The organism is Nitrosopumilus sp. b1, assembly GCF_014078545.1.
Classification (GTDB): Archaea; Thermoproteota; Nitrososphaeria; order Nitrososphaerales; family Nitrosopumilaceae; genus PXYB01.
In genome coordinates, this window is record NZ_MU078779.1 from 1 (window position 1) to 858 (window position 858).

Genomic DNA, 858 nt, shown 5'->3' on the forward strand with positions numbered 1-858 from the left:
CAAGGACGTCCAGGACAAGGACGTCCAGGACAAGGACGTCCAGGACAAGGACGTCCAGGACAAAGATCAGATGATCGTCCAAGACGTAGAAGAGAACCTAAACCAGAAGCTCCATGGATTCCAAAAACAATTTTAGGAAAAAAAGTAAACTCTGGTGAAATTACATCACTAGAAGAAATTTTAGAACAGGGTGGACGTATTCAAGAAGCTGGAATAATCAAAAAATTACTTCCTGATTTAAAAACTGAAGTAGTTGATGTTGGTATCATTCAAAAAATGACATCCAATGGTCAATCAACAAGATTCAAAGCAATTGTTGCTGCAGGAAATGAAAATGGCTATCTTGGAATCGGTCAAGGAAAATCAAAACAAATGAGAATTGCAATTGAAAAAGCAAATAATCAAGCATTACTAAATGTCAGTCCAATTAAACTTGGATGTGGTAGTTGGGAATGTAGATGTGATAAGAAACATTCTGTACCATTCAAAGTAAGAGGAAAAGGTGGCAGTGTTGTCATTGAAATTCTTCCAGCCCCAAGAGGATTGGGTCTAGTAGCTGGAGGAAAGATTAGACGACTCTTAGAATTAGCAGGACTAAAAGATGCATATACTACCGCAAAAGGTTCTACTCCTACAATGAATTCAACTTCTAAAGCAGTACTTCAATGTCTAAGGCAAACATTTAGTCAAGGTTGAGAAATTATGGTAAAAGCATATCTTGTTGTTAGAATTAAAGGTCAAGCCGATGTTCCTCATTGGGCACAAACTACTCTGAAATTATTAAAATTAGAAAGGAAATATCGGGCAACAATTTTGCCAGCTAAAGAAAATACGTTAGGAATGTTAAACAAAGTAAAG

General features: G+C 36.7%; 2 protein-coding genes. Both read left to right on the top strand.

Going from position 1 to position 858, the window contains the following annotated elements; genetic code table 11:
- Positions 1–696, top strand: a 696-nt coding sequence (locus C6988_RS10735; RefSeq protein WP_220463440.1) for a 30S ribosomal protein S5, incomplete at its 5' end; no start/stop codon positions are given.
- A gap of 6 nt (positions 697–702) precedes the next feature.
- Positions 703–858 (top strand): uL30 family ribosomal protein (locus C6988_RS10740; protein WP_182135438.1); only part of this gene is annotated, 156 nt, incomplete at its 3' end.